Here is a 16,890-nt window from a genome sequence, read left to right on the forward strand (position 1 = left end):
GATCGAGTAATTCCTTATCGGTGGCGCAATCCATTGCGCAGGAGGAGCCACAGCAGGGTCAGCGCGGCAAACCACGCGACCGCTACGGCAGCCTCCCACCTCGGCTGCAAATTGGTGCAGATATTGAACACTGTAATACTGAACAGGCCCAAAACAAAGTACATCCCTGTCACCAGAGCATGACTGGCTCCTGCCTGCACCGCGCGCTGGTAGACATGCTGGGTGTGGGGTTCCATCCAGCGTTGGCCTGAAAGCATGCGCGCCAACAGCGTGAAGCCCGCGTCCACAAGAAATGCAGACAACGGCAGCAACAGCAGGATCCAGTTGATGTCGGTGTGCAGTGCGGCGACGGCCAGCACGACGGCCACGGCATAACCCAGCGCGCCACTGCCGACATCACCCATGAAGATCCGCGCCTGCGGGAAATTGAATGGCAGAAAACCCACGCACGCCAAGCCAAGAACAACCGCTACCAACGAATAGGGCCAGGGCAGCACGGTCGCAAAGCCGAGCGCAACGATGATGGCCTGGCTGCTGGCAATCCCGTTGATGCCATCCATGAAGTTCCAGATGTTGATCAGCGAGGCGGTTAAGAACAGCACCAGCAGGGTCAGCAGCCAGCTGCCCCCGTGCATCTTCACCAGTCCCGCCAGCAAGGCGGCGGCGAGGAAGTGCACCAGCAACCGGCGCATGGCCGGCAGCGGCCGATGGTCATCCCACCAGCCAATGCCAGCCACCAGCAGCAGGCCAAGGCTGGCGACGGCCAGCTTGGGCGCGGCGTCCGGCCAGAAAAAAGCGGCCACGGCCGCAGCAACCAGCAGACTGATCACGATGGCGATGCCACCACCGCGAGGGGTTGCGACACTATGGCTGCGGCGCTCGCCGGGCTGGTCCAGCAGCTGCCTGCGCAGCGCATACACGCGCGCCGCCCAGGTCAACGCTGCGCTGAGCAGGGCCAGGCCCAGCAGCGCGGCCATCACAAGCCACGGCATGGTTCAGAGCACCGCGTAATTCAACAGCGGCTTGACCGTGCCCCACTCCTTGCAGCTGGGGCATTGCCAGTGGTGGGTACGCGCGCCGAATCCGCAGCGGGTGCAGCGGTAGGCGGGATTGCGCACCAGCAACTGGTCGGTGATGTGCTTGAGGTCGTGCAGGGTCGCGGTGGAATCTGCGCCCTCGGCCAGGGTGAGGTCGATCAGTGCCGATTCGCCACGCACCGACGGGCGATCCTTGAGCTGGCGGCCAAGATAGGCGCGGGCGGGTGCGACACCCTCCTGCTCTTCCATCAGGCGGGTCAGTGCCAGCACCGGGGCGATGCCGCGGTAATGCTCGGTCATCTCGGACAGGAAGGCGCGCGCGCCGCCCAGGTCACCGACCTTGCGGTAGTTTTCCATCAGCGCCGGCAGCACTTCCGGCAGGTACTCCGGATCGTTGCGGGCAGCACGCTCGAAGGCGCGCACGGCGGCCTCGGCGTTGCCTGCATCGGTTTCCAGGCGGCCCTCGATGATGCCGGCACGGACCGACATGGCATCGGCCTGGTAGGCGCGGGCGATGGCCGCCCTCGCCTCTTCCAGCTTGCCAGCGCCACGGAAGCGCTCAGCAAGCTCGCATTCGAACTGCCCGATCAGCTTGCCCATCGGCTCGCCGGTGACATCTTCGAAGCGGGTAGCGTTGTCGATCGCCTTTTCCCAGTCGCGCTCGGCCTGGTAGATGCCGATCAGGTGCTTGAGCGCCTGCGGTGCGCGCTGGTCCAACTGCGCCAGTTCGGTGAACACCGTTTCGGCACGGTCCAGCAGACCAGACTTCATGTAGTCCTCGCCCAATGCCAGCAGGGCCTGCACGCGCTGCGCGTCGCTCAGGTCCTGGCGGTTGACCAGGCCCTGGTGCAGGCGGATGGCGCGGTCCACTTCACCACGGCGGCGGAACAGATGACCCAACGCGACCTGGGTCTCGAAGGTTTCCTTGTCCAGCTCGGCGATGTGCAGGAACAGCTCGATGGCCTTGTCCGGCTGCTCGTTGAGCAGGTAGTTCAGGCCACGGAAATAGGTGCTGGACAGGTGGCTGACCTGGTTGTCACCGTGGCGTTGACCGCCGCGGCGTCCGATCACCCAGCCGGCCAGGGCTGCCAACGGAAGACAGAGGAAGAACCAGAACCACTCGGAAACGAATTCCATCTTCGATCAACGTCCATCAAACGATTGGGAGGGGGCGACCGGCGCCGACGGTGCAGCCGCCAACTTGTTGGCACGGCGCAGCTGGCTGTAGAGCGGAATGACCACGCTTACCAGCACCAGGCCGGCACCGACTACGACACCGATCAGCAGGGCGGCAATCAGCGCCACGCCGACGGACGTGTTCAATTGGGTAAACAGCAGGTTGATCGACATGGCCGTCATGTTGACCGCACCGATGATCAGACCAACGATCAGAACCGCCAGCAGGACCAGCAGACGAAAAACTTTCATGCGACAGCTCCATTGGCAGGAGGCCGTAGCTTATCCGACTCGTGGTGGGATTCGCACGAAGTCGCGCGACGGACGGCTCAGGCCGGATCTGCGTCCAGCGGCAGCACACTGCTGACCCGCTCGCGCAATTCCTTGCCTGGCTTGAAATGAGGGACATGCTTGCCCGGCAGGGCAACCGATTCGCCGGTCTTCGGGTTGCGACCCAGGCGCGGCGGACGGTAGTGCAGCGAAAAGCTGCCAAAGCCGCGGATCTCGATGCGATCGCCGGCCGACAGTGAGCCCCCCATCATTTCCAGCAATGACTTGACCGCCAGATCGACATCATCGGCCTTCAGGTGCGCCTGCCGGCGCGCGAGGATTTCGATCAGTTCGGATTTGGTCATTACCGGCTCACATCAGGGGCATCTCAGCCTGAAACGGCCCGGGCAGTGCCCGGGCCGTCCAGGAAACAACGAACAGCGTAAGGCCGATATTACTCGGACTTGTTACCGTTCAGCTGTGCACGCAGCAGCGCGCCCAGCTGGGTGGTGCCGCTGGAAGCCGAAGAGGACTGGTATTCCTCCAGCACTTCGCGCATTTCCGCGTCGTCCTTGGCCTTGATCGACAGCTGCAGGGTACGACCCTTGCGATCCATGCCCACGAACTTGGCTTCAACCTTGTCGCCGACCTTCAGGTGCTGGGTCGCGTCGTCGACACGCTCGTTGGCGATGTCGCGAGCTGCAACATAGCCTTCGATGCCGTCGGACAGCTCGATGATCGCGCCCTTGGCGTCGACTTCCTTCACCACGCCTTCGACCTTGGAGCCCTTGGGATTGGTCGCCATGTACTGGCCGAACGGATCCTGCTCCAGCTGCTTGACGCCCAGCGAGATGCGCTCGCGCTCCGGATCGACGGCCAGGACGACTGCGTCCAGGTTGTCGCCCTTCTTGAAGTTGCGAACGATGTCTTCGCCAGTGGTCGCCCAGCTGATGTCGGACAGGTGAACCAGGCCGTCGATGCCGCCGTCCAGGCCGATGAAGATGCCGAAGTCGGTGATCGACTTGATCTGGCCCGACACCTTGTCACCCTTCTTGTGGGTGGCAGCGAAGGTTTCCCACGGATTGGCGGCAACCTGCTTCATGCCCAGCGAGATGCGGCGACGCTCCTCGTCGACGTCCAGGACCATGACTTCAACTTCGTCACCGACCTGCACAACCTTGGACGGGTTGACGTTCTTGTTGGTCCAATCCATCTCGGAAACGTGCACCAGACCTTCGACGCCCGGCTCGATTTCGACGAATGCGCCGTAATCGGTGACGTTGGAGACCTTGCCGAACACGCGGCTGTTGGCCGGGTAACGACGGGCGATGTTATCCCACGGATCTTCGCCCAGCTGCTTCAGGCCCAGCGAAACGCGGTTGCGCTCGCGGTCGAACTTCAGCACGCGGACGTCCAGCTCGTCGCCGACGTTCACGACTTCGGACGGATGGCGCACGCGCTTCCATGCCATGTCGGTGATGTGCAGCAGGCCGTCGATACCGCCCAGGTCCACGAATGCGCCGTAATCGGTCAGGTTCTTGACGACACCCTTCAGGATCGCGCCTTCCTGCAGCTTGTCCATCAGCTGCTCGCGCTCTTCCGAGTGCTCGCTTTCGACGACAGCGCGGCGCGAGACCACGACGTTGTTGCGCTTGCGGTCAAGCTTGATGAGCTTGAATTCCAGCTCCTTGCCTTCCAGGTAGGCCGGATCGCGCACGGGGCGCACATCGACCAGGGAACCCGGCAGGAAGGCGCGGACATCCTTGATGTCCACGGTGAAACCACCCTTGACCTTGCCGCTGATGCGGCCGGTGATGGTTTCGTTCTTTTCCAACGCTTCTTCCAGCTCGTCCCACACCATCGCGCGCTTGGCCTTCTCGCGCGACAGGACGGTTTCACCGAAGCCGTTCTCGATCGAGTCGAGGGCGACCTTGACGATGTCGCCTTCGGCAACATCGATTTCGCCAGCGTCGTTACGGAACTGTTCGATCGGCACGATGCCTTCCGACTTCAGCCCGGCGTTGATCACCACGACGTCGCCGCGGACTTCAACAACGGTGCCGCTGACGATGGCGCCCGGCTTCAGCTTGGCCAGGTTGGCCTGGCTGGCTTCAAACAGTTCGGCAAATGATTCGGTCATTAGATTTACTCTGTTGGACACATGGGTCGGTTGGCTCCCCTTCAGGGAATGGCTACCGCCCGCCTGTTGGTCGACCCCGGAAATGCAGGTCGTGTGTGGAAGTAGGAAAACCGCCACGCATCATTGCGCGACGGAGCTTTTACAGCACTGCAGATGCGCGACCTCCACCGATGATGCTGGCAGAGCTCCCGCGCGAACGGATCAGGCAGCCGGAACCGGAAGCAGATCCATCACTCTGGCAACGACATCTTCGATGCCGATGCCTGTGGTGTCGATGAGGACAGCATCGTCTGCCGGCTTCAGGGGCGCCACGGTACGCTGAGCATCACGGGCGTCGCGGGCCATGATCTCGCGCAGGAGGTCTTCAAAGTTAACAGAAACCCCCTTGTCTTTCAACTGCTTATGCCGGCGCTCGGCGCGCTCCTCGGCACTGGCGGTCAGGAAGACCTTGTAGGGGGCGTCCGGGAAGATGACGGTGCCCATGTCGCGGCCGTCGGCGACCAGCCCCGGCTCCATCCTGAATGCGCGCTGGCGCTCCTTCAGGGCGGCCCGGACCTCGGGAATGGCGGCAATCGCCGACGCCAGCGCTCCGGTGGTCTCCAGCCGCAGTTCGTCGGTGGCGTCGGTGCCATTGACCAGGACCCGCATGGCATCGCCCTGCTCGACGAACTGGACATGGGTATCAAAGGTGCAGCGCACCAGCGCGGAGGCATCGGAGGTGTCGATGTCGGCCCAGCTGGCCGCCACGCCGACGGCGCGGTACAGAGCGCCCGAATCCAGATAGTGCCAGCCCAACCGGCGCGCCACGATACGGCTGATGGTACCCTTGCCGGCCCCTGACGGGCCGTCGATGGTCAGGACGGGAACGAGTGGATTCATGGGGGTCCTTGCGCGTGTGAAGGGGGCATTCTAGCCCCTGCCAGACACCCCGCAACGGGCCATTTGTGCAACCACTTGAAACCATGGGGAAAAGCCCGGTAGAATGGCGGGCTTGAACGAGCGTCAACTGCCGATTGTCTTTCGCATATCGCGGCCACGCTCCACCCGAACAACTACTGTTTACGCCGAGGTATGCCATGAAAGTTCTGTCCTCCCTGAAGTCGGCGAAGGCCCGTCACCGTGACTGCAAGGTCGTGCGTCGTCGTGGCAAGATCTTCGTCATCTGCAAGTCGAACCCGCGTTTCAAGGCGCGTCAGCGCTAAGCCCAACGGTCCATGTGACCGCGGCTGGCCCCACGCGGGGCCGACCCGATGCAAAAAGCCGCCTTCGGGCGGTTTTTTGTTTATGCGGTTTTTTCCTGCCGTTTTTGCTGTAATCGCTGTTCTTGACCACTGGGGAGTAGATCGAGATGACGCGTTACCTGTGCACCCTGGCCGTACTGGCCACCCTGGCTGCCGCCACTCCGGCGCTGGCCGATACCCTGCTTGTCGACCGCGCCCGCGAAAAGCCGGCCGGCGCCCTGCCCGTCCGTGGCCAGAGCATGCAGCAGGTGCAGTCCCAGTTCGGCGCGCCGGCAGAGCAGTTGCAGCCGCGCGGCGGGCAGAAACGGCAATGGCCGACCATCCACCGCTGGGTGTACCCGCAGTTCACCGTCTACTTCGAGAAGCAGAAGGTGATCGACGTGGTGGCAAACCAGGCGGATCCGAACGAAATCGGCCCCAAGCCGCCGATCCGTTGACCCCCATGCCCGCCACCGGCGGGCGCGTGTAGCGAGACCATGAACCAGACCCTTCGTTTTCCTGCCGAGTGGGAAGCCCAGAGCGGCGTCCTGATTGCCTGGCCCACCGCCGACACCGACTGGGCCGACCGCCTGGGCCAGGTGGAAGAGACCTACATCGCCCTGGTTGCGGCGATCACCCGCTTCCAGCCGGTGCTGATCTGCGTGGCCGACGATGACGTGGAGACCTATGCCGAGATGCGGCTGCGCTCCAACCGCATCGACATGGACAAGGTCCACTTCACCACCGCCGCCTACGACGATACCTGGCTGCGTGATTCGGGCCCGATTACCCTGCGCCGCGCCGACGGCAGCTTCCAGCTGCTGGACTTCCGCTTCACCGGCTGGGGCGGCAAGTTCGATGCCACCCTCGATGACCAGCTGGTCGGCGTGCTCGACCAGGCCGGCGTGTTCAACGACGCGTCGGTGCGCAGCATTCCGTTCGCGCTGGAAGGCGGTGGCATCGAGACCGATGGCCAAGGCACCCTGCTGACCACCTGGAAGTGCCTGCACGAGCGCCATCCCGACCGTGACCGCGACAGCCTGAGCGCCGACCTGGCGAACTGGCTGCAGCAGGAGCGCGTGCTGTGGCTGGATCATGGCTATCTGGAAGGCGACGACACCGACGCCCATATCGACACCCTCGCCCGCTTCGCCTCGGCCGACAGCATCGTCTACCAGGCCTGCGACGACGCCAGCGATTCGCACTACGCCGAACTGCAGGCGATGGGTGCCGAGCTGGCCGCACTGCGCACGCGTGACGGCCAGCCGTACCGCCTGTTCCCGTTGCCGTGGGCAAAGCCGGTGATCGACGAAGGCCGCCGCCTGGCTGCGTCGTACGCCAATTACCTGATCGTCAACGGCGCGGTGCTGATGCCGGCCTATGGCGACCCGGCCGACGACCTGGCCCGCGATGTGCTGGCACAGGCCCACCCCGGCCGCGAGATCGTGCAGGTGCCCTGCCGCTCGCTGATCTGGCAGAACGGCAGCCTGCACTGCATCACCATGCAGCTGCCGGCAGGGCTGTTGAAGGCGTAATCCACGCGGTAGCGCCGGGCCATGCCCGGCGAGCGCAGCGGCATCTGCAGAATCCGCCGGGCATGGCCCGGCGCTACCGGTTGCGTACACCATTCAGCAGCCAACACGCTGTCGTGCCGCATCCGCGTTAACATGCCGGTTTTCCCCCGCAGGATCGCCCCGCATGAACTCGCGCAGCCCTCTTACCGTCGCCCTGATCCAGGAGCGCAACCACGGTGATGCCGCCGCCAACCTGGCGGTGATCGAAGCGCGTGTTGCCGACGCCGCGGCACAGGGCGCGAAGCTGGTGCTGCTGCAGGAACTGCACAACGGCCCCTACTTCTGCCAGCACGAATCGGTCGATGAATTCGACCTGGCCGAGCCGATTCCGGGCCCGAGCACCGAGCGCCTGGGCGCGCTGGCGAAGAAGCATGGCGTGGTGCTGGTCGGCTCGCTGTTCGAGCGCCGCGCTGCCGGCCTGTACCACAACACCGCCGTGGTCTTCGAGAAGGACGGCACGCTGCTGGGCAAGTACCGCAAGATGCACATTCCCGATGACCCGGGCTTCTACGAAAAGTTCTACTTCACCCCAGGCGACATCGGCTTCAAGCCGATCGACACCTCGGTCGGCCGCCTTGGCGTGCTGGTGTGCTGGGACCAGTGGTACCCGGAAGCGGCGCGCCTGATGGCGCTGGCCGGCGCTGAGCTGCTGCTCTACCCCACCGCGATCGGCTGGGACCCGGATGATGTGCAGGACGAGAAGACCCGCCAGCGCGACGCCTGGGTGCTGAGCCACCGCGGCCATGCCGTGGCCAACGGCGTGCCGGTGCTCAGCTGCAACCGCGTGGGCCATGAAGCGTCGCCGCTGGGCGCCTCGGGCATCCAGTTCTGGGGCAACAGCCACGTGCTGGGCCCGCAGGGCGAATTCCTGGCCGAGGCCGGCACAGACGCGACGATCCTGATGTGCGAGGTCGACCTGCAGCGCAGCGAACACGTGCGCCGCATCTGGCCGTTCCTGCGTGATCGTCGCATCGACGCCTACGGCGACCTGCTCAAGCGCTACATCGACTGACCCGGAGCCCGCGCATGGCCGTACTCATCCGTGATGCCGGCCCTGCCGACATCGCTGCGATCACCGCGATCTACGCGGTGGAAGTGACCGACTTCGTCAACACCTACGAGTACGAGATTCCCGACCAGGCCGAGATGCTGCGCCGCATGCGCGACATCATCGACCGCGGCTTCCCCTACCTGGTGGCCGAGGTCGACGGCCAGGTTGCCGGCTACGCGTATGCCAACACCTACCGCACGCGCATCGCCTACCAGTGGACCGTTGAGAACTCGGTCTATGTCGATGCACGCTTCCAGGGCCGGGGCGTCGGCACCAGCCTGCTGCAGGCACTGATCGATGCCTGCACCGCGCGCGGCCATCGACAGATGGTGGCGGTGATCGGCGAGCCGACCAACACGGCCTCCATCAAGCTGCACGAACGCTTCGGTTTCCAACTGGTAGGCGTGTTCCGTGGCCTCGGCCGCAAGCATGGCCGCTGGCTGGACACCGTGCAGATGCAGCGCGCGCTCGGCGATGGCGCCGATTCCGCTCCTTCCAATGAATGATTCCATGACCGAAACCCTTCCCGAAACCGGCGACGATCTGTTCGCCGGCCAGCCCGTACGCGTGGTCGAACGCGATGGCGTGCGCTACACCCTGCTGGGCACCGCCCACGTCTCCCATGCCAGCGTCGAAGCGGTGGAAAAAGCCATCGACAGCGGCCGTTTCGATGCAGTGGCGGTCGAGCTGGACCCGCAGCGCCTGCAGGCACTGAGCGACCCGGACACGCTGGCCAAGCTGGACCTGGTGGAAGTGATCCGCAAGGGCCGCGTCGCGTTGTTCGCGGCCAACCTTGCGCTGTCTGCCTACCAGCGCCGACTGGCCGAACAGCTCGGCATCGAACCGGGCGCGGAACTGAAGCGCGCAGTGGAACTGGCGCGCGCGCGCAACCTGCCGGTGCACCTGATCGACCGCGAAGTCGGCCTGACGTTCCGCCGTGCTTCGCAGCGGCTGGGCTTCTTCGGCAAGCTGAAGCTGGTGGCCGGGCTCGGCGCCGGCCTGTTCTCGTCCGAGGATGTCGGCGAAGACGAGATCGAGAAGCTGAAGCAGGGTGACATGCTGGAATCGAGCTTCGGCGAGTTCGCCAGCGAGAACCCGGCCCTGTACGAAACGATCATCGGCGAGCGCGACCGCTACATGGCGACGCGTCTGCGCGAAGCGCATGATCCGCAGCAGCGCGAAGTGCTGGCGGTGGTCGGTGCCGGTCACCTGGCCGGCCTGGCGCGTTACCTGGAAACCGATACCGAGGCGCCCGCGCCGTTGCGCGAGCAGCTGGAAGCGGTGCCGAAGAAGCGCAACATCCCGTGGTTCACCCTGGCGATCCTCGCCATCGTGGCCACCGGCATCGGTGTCGGCTTCTATCGGGGTGGACTGGGCGTGGGCACCGAACTGCTGGCGACCTGGGCGATGTATACCGGCGGTCTGGCCGGCCTGGGTTGCCTGGTGGCCGGCAGCCATCCGCTGAGCATCCTCACCGCGATCGTGGTGGCGCCGTTCAAGCCGTTCCGCCTGAGCATCCCCACCGGCGCATTCGCGGCACTGGTGGAGGCGCGCCTGCGCAAGCCGACCTACGAGGATTTCCTCAAGCTGCGTGATGACGCGCAGTCGTTGAAGGGCTGGTACCGCAACCGCGTCACCCGCGTGGTGCTGACCTTCATGCTGACCAACCTGGGCAGCATGCTGGGCCTGTGGCTGACTGCCGGCAAGGTGTGGAGCAAGGTGGCGAGCTGATTGCGCTGCCCCGCCGGGCATGGCCCGGCGCTACCGGCAGGTACCAACCTCGGTTGGCACGACATTTACACGATACGGCAATGAGAAAAAGGGGGAGACCGCCCCACTACGACCGGTCTCCCCCCACCACAAACACGTTGTGTTGTGCGTTACAGCCGGGCAGCGCCCGGCTCTACCCTCTCCAGCCCGCGAGCGCGCTGGATCAGGCGCACCACCGCATTGCGCAGGTCATCGAGCACCGCGTAGATCGTCGGCAGGAACAGCAGGCTGACCACGGTCGAGAACGCCAGGCCACCGGCAATCGCACGCGCCATCGGCGAGTACTCCGGCCCGTTGCCGAACATCTGCGTATCGGTCAGCGAGATCGGCACCATCGCCAGGATCGCCGTGCCCATGGTCATCATGATCGGGCGCAGACGCTCGCGCGAGCCTTCGACCAGCGCCTGGGTACGGCCCATCCCGCCCCGGCGTAGATTGTTGATGTGCTCGATCATCACGATGCCGTTGTTCACCACCACGCCCATCAGCACCAGGATGCCGATGAAGGACATGATCCCGAACGAGGTGCCGGTGATCCAGAACAGCCAGAACACGCCGAAGATCGAGAACAGCACGCCACTCATGATCGCGGCCGGGAACAGCAGCGATTCGAACACCGCGGCCATCACCACGTAGATCATCACCAGCGCGATCAGCAGATTGAACACCATCTGCTGCATTGCCTCGTTGTCATCGCCGTAGTCGCCGCCGTCGAAGGTGAAGCCGTAGCCGGCCGGGAAGTTCATCGGCTTGAGCACTGCTTCCATGGCCTTGCGGCCGTCCGGCGCGGTGATCTTCTCGGCCAGGTTGGCCTTGATGGTCAACGTGGTCTGGCGGTTGGTGCGGCCGATCTGGGTCGCCGAGGAACCTACGTCGACGCTGACCAGGCTCAGCAGCGGTACGCTGCGGCCATCGCCGGTGCGCACGCTGAAACCGGCCAGGTCTTCAGGGCTGCTCTGTTCGGCACCGGCGAAGCGCACCCACACCGGCACTTCGTTGTCACCACGGCGGAACTCGCGCATCGGCGCACCACGCAGCGCCAGGCCAACGAAACTGGCAACCTGTTCGGCATTGAATCCGAACGCCGCTGCACGCTCGCGGTCGACGTGCACTTTCAGCTCGCCGCCCTTCTCGCCGTTGTCGATGCGCACATCACGCAGCTCCGCGCGCTGTGCCAGCAACGGCAGCACTTCCTGGCCGATCTCCTGCAGCATCGCGCTGGAGTCGCCGACCAGCTGCACCTGCACGCCCTGGTTACCGCCACCGCCACCATCTCCGCCCTGGTTGCCGACGAAGTAGTCGGTACGCGCAGACTTCGGCAGGCCCTTGCGCAGCTCCTCCTGCAGCGCCTTGATGTCCTTGGCGTACTTCTCGTCCAGGGTGACCACGGTCGAACTGCCTTCCTGTTCGCTATACCAGGAATAGACCTGCTGCACGTGCAGGCGCTCGCGGTTCTGCTCGATCCAGCCTTCGACACGGGCCACTTCCTCGGACATCTGCCGGTAGGTGTAGGCGCCCTTCCACATGTAGCCGATGAAGATGTCCTTGCCACCATCGCCACCGAACATGTCGATCTTGGTCAGCTTCATCGGCACCAGGCTGACCAGCACCACCAGCAGGATGCCCAGCAGGCTCCAGCCGCGATGGCGCAGTGACCAGTCCAGCAGCTGCGCGTAGCGGCGCTGCAGGCGCGCGATCACGCCGGTCTGCGAATGCACCAGCTTCGGCGTGGCCATGCGTGCGGACAGCATCGGGATCAGGCTGACCGCCACCAGCCACGAGGCCAGCAGCGAGACCGAGATGGTGATCGCGATCTGCGCCATGAAGATGCTGATGTTGTTGGTTTCGCCGAACAGATTGGGCACGAACACAATGCAGTGGCACAAGGTGCCGGCGCTGAGCGCGATGGCCACGTTGCGGGTGCCGATGATCGAGGCCAGGCGTGGCTGGTCCGGCAGCCGCTCACGTTCCTGGTAGATGCTCTCGACCACCACCACGGCATTGTCGACCAGCATGCCCACGGCCAGCAGCAGGCCCATCATGGTCAGGATGTTGAGCGTGACGCCGGCGAAGTACATGAAGCCCAGGGTGATGGTGAAGCAGATCGGAATGGCCAGGGTCACCATCAGCGTGGACGGCCAGTGGCGCAGGAAGAAGAACAGCACCGTCACCGACAGGATCAGGCCGACACCGCCTGCCTCGGCCAGTTCCAGCAGGGACGAGGTCACCGCCTTGCCCTGGTTGTCGATCACCTTGATCTGCACATCGCGCATCGAGTCCTGCGCGCGGATCGCTTCAACCTCGGCAAGCGCGCCGCGTGAGACGTCCACCAGATTGGCGCTGCGTTCCTTGTAGATGTCCAGGCCGACGGCAGGATTGCCATCCAGGCGGCGGCCGTAGCTCATCCGCGCCGGCTTCAGCCGCACATCGGCAATATCACCCAGGCGAAGGCCCTTGGCATTGATGACCAGGTCGCGCATTTCCTGCAGGTCGGTGATCTCGCCCACCGGCTGCACGCGCACGCGCTGGCCGTTGTCATCGATCTGCCCGGCCGAGATCGAGAAATTCAGCGTACGCAGGCGATCGCTCAGCTCATTGATGCTCAGGCCGTGGGCGTTCAGGCGGTTCGGATCGATCGCGATCTCCACCTCGTTCGGCGGCGCGCCGGTGATCTCGACCCGGGCCACGCCCGGAATCCGCTCGATACGCCGCTTGAATTCGCGGTCGAGCATGTCATAGGCAGTGGTCAGGTCGGTGGTGCTGGCCAGCCGCACCTTCAGCACCGGCTGGTCGCTGCTGGACCACTTGAACACGTTGTAGCGCTGCATGTCGTCAGGCAGGTCGCTGCGGATCGCGTCGATGCGCTCGCGCGCATCTGAAGCGGCGATGGCGATGTCACGGTCCCAGTCGCTGAACTCGATGAAGATCGACGCGGCTTCGGAGGTCGCCGACGACCGCATGCGCTTGATGCCGGTCATCGTCGCCAGCGACTCCTCCACCGGCCGGATGATGGTCCGCTCGACTTCTTCCGGCGTGGACCCGGTGTACGGAATCTGCACGAACAGGAACGGTGCGGAGATATCCGGCAGCGCTTCCAGTGGCAGCCGGAACGAGGCAATCAGTCCGACCACCACCAGCGACACGAAACACATGATGGTGGTGACCGGCCGACGGATGGAGAACTCGGCAATGCTCATGCCGGTTCCTCCCCACCCGCGCTGCTGCCCTGAGCGGCATGCAAGCCTTCACCGGCGTGCTTGCGACCACGTTCGCGGTAATAGGCATCACCGCGGCGGTCCATCAGGTCGTACACCACCGGAATCACCAGCAGGGTCAACAGCGTCGACACCAGCAGGCCACCGATCACGGTGATCGCCATCGGTGCGCGCACCTCGGCGCCCTCGCCCATCGCCACCGCCAGCGGCAGGAAGCCGAACAGCGTGCACAGCGTGGTCATGATGATCGGCCGCAGGCGCGAGCGGGCGCCTTCCACCAGCGCCTCGTGCTTGGCCACGCCGGCCTCGCGCAGCTGGTTGACCTTGTCGATCAGGATGATCGCGTTCTTGGTGACCAGACCGACCAGCAGGATCAGGCCGATGAACACCACCACCGAGATCGGCTTGCCGGTCAGCATCAGTGCCAGGATCGCGCCCACCAGCGCCAGCGGGATGGTGAACAGGATAACGAACGGATGCAGCAGCGATTCGAACTGCGAGGCCATCACCAGGTAGACGAGGAAGATCGCCAGGCCGAAGGCGAAGATCAGCGACTTCGCTGCCTGTGCCAGTTCCTCACCCTGGCCACCGATGTGCAGGCCCACGCCGGCGCCCAACGGCTGTTCGGACACCATCTGCTGCACTTCGCGCATGGCCGCGCCAAGGTCGATGTCGCGCAGGTTGGCCGAGACCACGGCAACCCGGGTCTGGTCGGCGCGATGGATCTCGCTCGGGCCGGTGGTGGCGACCACATCAGCCACTGCGTCCAGGGTGACCGGACGGGTGCTGCCCGGATTGACGATCAACCGGCGGATGCTCTCCACACTGGCACGGTCGGTTTCCTGTGCGCGTACCAGCACGTCGATCTTGCGGTCACGGAAGCTGTAGCGGGTGGCCACATCGCCGCGCACCTTCTTCACCACCACGTCGGCGATCTGCCGCGTGGTCAGGCCCAGCGCACCGGCACGCTCCTGGTCGAAGCGGATCTGGATTTCCGGGAAGCCCTCTTCCACGGTCGACTTGACGTCAGCGTAGTGCGCGTTGCCACGCAGCAGCGCCGCCAGGCGCTGGCCCGCCACTTCCAGGGTGGCCATGTCCTGGCCGCGCAGTTCGATCTCCAGCGGCGTGGAGAAGCTGAACAATGCCGGCCGCGCGAAGTCCACCTGCGCACCCGGGTGCTGACCCATGGTGTCGCGCAGGCGCTCGGTGATCTCCGCTTCGGTCTGCGGATTGCCGCCGCCTTCCATCACTATGGTCAGCTTGCCGATGTTCTCTCCACTTTCGGTCGGGCTGGCATCCAGGCGGGTACCGCTGCCGCTGACGCCGTACAGCGATGCCACGCCTTCACCCTTGCCGTGTGCCAACTGAAGCTCGCGCACCAGCGCATCGGTCTGCTTCAGCGGCGTGCCCGCCGGCAGCTTCACCGTCATTTCGAAACGGTCCTGCGCCAGCTGCGGGATCAGGTCGGCACCGAGTATCGGCACCAGCGCCATCGTGCCGACAAACGCCAGCGCAGCCAGGCCCAGCACCTTGCCGGGGTGGGCCAACGCACCCGGCAGCAACCGCAGGTAGCCGCGCTCGGCACCGGCGTATGGCCTCATGGCGATGTCGCTGGCCTTGCGCATCACCGGGCCGACCACAGCAGCCACGCCACGGCAGAGGCGCACCACCAGCCATGCCAGCGCGTAGAAGCTCCAGCGCATCGTCGCCACCACACCACGACGACCGAGTGCGACCGGCTTCTGCCAGCGGCTCTGCGGCTGCCACGGCTCGGCCGCGGCTTCCTCCGGGAAGGCCAGCGGCGGCCGGCCCTTCAGCGAGCTCAGCATCGGGATCAGGGTCATCGACACCAGCAGCGAGATCGCGATGGCGATCGCCACGGTCAGCGCCTGGTCGCGGAACAGCTGGCCGGCGATGCCGTCGACGAACACCAACGGCAGGAACACCGCGATGGTGGTCAGGGTCGAAGCGACCACTGCCATGCTCACTTCGCGGGTACCGGCGATGGCGGCCTGCAGGATGCCCAAGCCGCGTTCGCGCGCCTTGGCGATGCTCTCCAGCACCACGATCGAGTCATCCACCACCAGGCCCGTGGCCAGTGCCAGGCCGCCCAGCGACATCACGTTCAAGCTCAGGCCGAGCTGGCCCATGAAGAAGAACGTGGCGATGATCGAGACCGGCAACGACAGGCTGATCACGAACGTGCTCCAGCCATCGCGCAGGAACAGGAAGATGATCAGGATCGCCAGCAGGCCGCCGATCACCGCGTCCTTCTTGACGTCGGCGATGGCGTGCTCGATGAAGCGCGACTGGTCTTCGATGGTGGTCAGTTCGGCATCGGCCGGGAACGTTGCCTTGATCTGCTCCAGACGCTTGCGCAGCGCTTCGGCGGTGGCCACGGTATTGGCGTCGCCTTCCTTGTAGATAGCCAGTTCGACCGATTCCTTGCCGCCCAGGCGGATGACCGCTTCGCGTTCCTTGTAGCCCTGGCGCACGGTGGCCACGTCCTTCAGGCGCACCGGCACACCGTTGGCGACCACGCTGGAGGCGCCGCCAGAGGAAGCGCTCTGCGCGGCGGAAGCCGCGGCGACGGCCGCAGCCGAACCCGTCGAGGCGGCAATGTTGAACATCTGCTGCAACGCCGAGTCGGCCGCGCTGCCGTTGGCGGACTGGGTGGTGACCAGCAGGTTGCGGATCTCTTCCAGGTCGGCGAACTGGTTGACGGTACGTACCAGGAAGCGCTGTGAGCCCTCCTCCAGGCGGCCGCCGGAAATGTTGATGTTCTCTTCCTTCAACCGCTTGATGACGGTGTCGATCGGCAGGTTGAGCTGGGCCAGTTTCTGCTGGTCGATGTCAACCTGGATCTCGTCTTCCAGGCCACCGCCGACCTTGACCGCCGCCACGCCGGTGACCGGCTCCAGCTTCTTCTTCAGGTCTTCATCGGCATAGCGACGCAGGCCGGTCAGTTCACGGATTGCTTCTTCGTCGGTCGCAGGCGCGGCCTTGGTCGACAGCACCAGGCGCATGATCGGCTCGGTGGAGGGATTGAAGCGCAGCAGCACCGGCGCCTTGGCTTCCAGTGGCAGGTTCAGCGCTTCCATCTTGTCGCGCACTTCCAGGCTGGCCTGGTCCATGTTGGTGCCCCAGGCGAACTCGAGCACCACATCACTCTGGCCGGTGCGCGAGACCGACTTCAGCTTGCGCAGGTTCTTGACCACGCCCACGGCTTCTTCGACCGGCTGGGTGATCAGGGTTTCGATTTCAGTCGGCGCCGCACCGGTGTATTCGGTGCGCACGGTCAGCGTCGGATAGCTCAGGTCGGGCAGCAGGTTGACCTTGAGGTTGCCCAGCGCGATCAGGCCGAACAGCAGCAGGGTGACCGTGCACATGGCGATGGTGACGCGACGGCGGGTGGCGAACTCCACCAGGCCGCCACG

General features: G+C 64.9%; 13 protein-coding genes and 1 pseudogene. 6 read left to right on the plus strand and 8 right to left on the minus strand.

Going from position 1 to position 16,890, the window contains the following annotated elements:
* Positions 1–14: 14 nt before the first annotated feature.
* The 6 genes from WKB25_RS13490 to cmk form a co-directional block, all read right to left on the minus strand.
* Entirely contained in the window at positions 15–992 is a 978-nt protein-coding gene (locus WKB25_RS13490; protein WP_340571188.1) for a glycosyltransferase family 4 protein, read from the minus strand.
* 3 nt (positions 993–995) lie between these two features.
* On the minus strand, positions 996–2,174 hold the full coding sequence (lapB, locus tag WKB25_RS13495) for a lipopolysaccharide assembly protein LapB (protein ID WP_032977571.1): 1,179 nt from the start codon (positions 2,172–2,174) through the stop codon (positions 996–998).
* A 6-nt stretch (positions 2,175–2,180) separates the two neighbouring features.
* Positions 2,181–2,465 (minus strand): hypothetical protein, encoded by a 285-nt coding sequence (locus WKB25_RS13500; RefSeq protein ID WP_340571189.1) that lies wholly within the window; start codon positions 2,463–2,465, stop codon positions 2,181–2,183.
* 77 nt (positions 2,466–2,542) lie between these two features.
* A complete protein-coding gene (locus WKB25_RS13505) occupies positions 2,543–2,848 on the minus strand; it encodes an integration host factor subunit beta (protein WP_005409286.1) in 306 nt (101 codons plus the stop codon).
* A gap of 89 nt (positions 2,849–2,937) precedes the next feature.
* Positions 2,938–4,623, minus strand: a complete 1,686-nt coding sequence (gene rpsA / locus WKB25_RS13510; RefSeq protein WP_025875032.1) for a 30S ribosomal protein S1 — start codon at positions 4,621–4,623, stop codon at positions 2,938–2,940.
* Between the two features lie 201 nt (positions 4,624–4,824).
* On the minus strand, positions 4,825–5,502 hold the full coding sequence (gene cmk / locus WKB25_RS13515; RefSeq protein ID WP_032977572.1) for a (d)CMP kinase: 678 nt from the start codon (positions 5,500–5,502) through the stop codon (positions 4,825–4,827).
* A 197-nt stretch (positions 5,503–5,699) separates the two neighbouring features.
* Between cmk and ykgO the strand changes: the two genes are divergently transcribed.
* The 6 genes from ykgO to WKB25_RS13545 all read left to right on the plus strand — a co-directional run bounded on the left by ykgO (position 5,700) and on the right by WKB25_RS13545 (position 10,199).
* A complete protein-coding gene (ykgO, locus tag WKB25_RS13520) occupies positions 5,700–5,825 on the plus strand; it encodes a type B 50S ribosomal protein L36 (protein WP_005409283.1) in 126 nt (41 codons plus the stop codon).
* A 146-nt stretch (positions 5,826–5,971) separates the two neighbouring features.
* Positions 5,972–6,301, plus strand: a complete 330-nt coding sequence (locus WKB25_RS13525; RefSeq protein WP_089240526.1) for a hypothetical protein — start codon at positions 5,972–5,974, stop codon at positions 6,299–6,301.
* Between the two features lie 39 nt (positions 6,302–6,340).
* Positions 6,341–7,378 (plus strand): agmatine deiminase family protein, encoded by a 1,038-nt coding sequence (locus WKB25_RS13530; protein ID WP_340571191.1) that lies wholly within the window; start codon positions 6,341–6,343, stop codon positions 7,376–7,378.
* A gap of 163 nt (positions 7,379–7,541) precedes the next feature.
* The gene (locus tag WKB25_RS13535; RefSeq protein WP_025875046.1) at positions 7,542–8,429 is read left to right on the plus strand and encodes a carbon-nitrogen hydrolase; all 888 of its coding nucleotides are present in this window, start codon (positions 7,542–7,544) and stop codon (positions 8,427–8,429) included.
* Positions 8,430–8,443: 14 nt separating this feature from the next.
* Positions 8,444–8,974, plus strand: a complete 531-nt coding sequence (locus WKB25_RS13540; RefSeq protein ID WP_025875048.1) for a GNAT family N-acetyltransferase — start codon at positions 8,444–8,446, stop codon at positions 8,972–8,974.
* A complete protein-coding gene (locus WKB25_RS13545; RefSeq protein ID WP_340571192.1) occupies positions 8,967–10,199 on the plus strand; it encodes a TraB/GumN family protein in 1,233 nt (410 codons plus the stop codon). Before WKB25_RS13540 ends, WKB25_RS13545 begins: the two co-directional genes overlap by 8 nt.
* A 149-nt stretch (positions 10,200–10,348) precedes the next feature.
* On the opposite strand, the gene WKB25_RS13550 is transcribed toward WKB25_RS13545, so the two are convergent.
* Together WKB25_RS13550 and WKB25_RS13555 are read right to left on the minus strand one after the other, a co-directional pair.
* Positions 10,349–13,435: an efflux RND transporter permease subunit gene (locus tag WKB25_RS13550; protein WP_340571193.1), complete on the minus strand. Its 3,087-nt coding sequence runs from the start codon at positions 13,433–13,435 to the stop codon at positions 10,349–10,351.
* A pseudogene (locus WKB25_RS13555) lies at positions 13,432–16,887 on the minus strand (efflux RND transporter permease subunit); the annotation flags it as partial. The pseudogene WKB25_RS13555 and the gene WKB25_RS13550, both read right to left, overlap by 4 nt.
* Positions 16,888–16,890 lie beyond the last annotated feature (3 nt).

It is taken from the genome of Stenotrophomonas sp. G106K1 (assembly GCF_037969685.1).
In the GTDB taxonomy this organism is placed as follows: Bacteria; Pseudomonadota; Gammaproteobacteria; order Xanthomonadales; family Xanthomonadaceae; genus Stenotrophomonas; species Stenotrophomonas lactitubi.